Source organism: Halomonas marinisediminis, assembly GCF_004347715.1.
GTDB classification, from domain to species: Bacteria; Pseudomonadota; Gammaproteobacteria; order Pseudomonadales; family Halomonadaceae; genus Halomonas; species Halomonas icarae.
Map to the genome: position 1 here is coordinate 1 of NZ_SLTR01000498.1, position 268 is coordinate 268.

At 66.4% G+C, this 268-nt stretch carries 1 protein-coding gene; it reads left to right on the top strand.

Going from position 1 to position 268, the window contains the following annotated elements; all coding sequences use genetic code 11:
• The first annotated feature begins 12 nt into the window (after window positions 1–12).
• A complete protein-coding gene (locus E0702_RS21015; RefSeq protein ID WP_368816926.1) occupies window positions 13–153 on the top strand; it encodes an SPOR domain-containing protein in 141 nt (46 codons plus the stop codon).
• The last annotated feature ends 115 nt before the right edge of the window (window positions 154–268 follow it).

Sequence of the window (268 nt, forward strand, 5' to 3'; positions counted from 1 at the left end):
TACACGGCCAAGATCAGCGAGCGCGAGCAGGCAGGTCGCACGGTGTACCGTGTGCGTCTGGGGCCCTACGACAATCAGTCCGAGGCGGAATCGCAGAAGGAGCGGCTGGCAGCGGCCGGCGTGGACGCCACGCTGGTGCGCGTCCAGAAGTAGGCGCGGCTGAACTTTGGCGGGCCGCGAGACTCCACAGCAACGGGCTAGAGTCGCCGGGCGGGCAGAAGCGCCCGCATCTTGCGCTTGCCCAGCACAGAAAGGAATCAGATGAAGC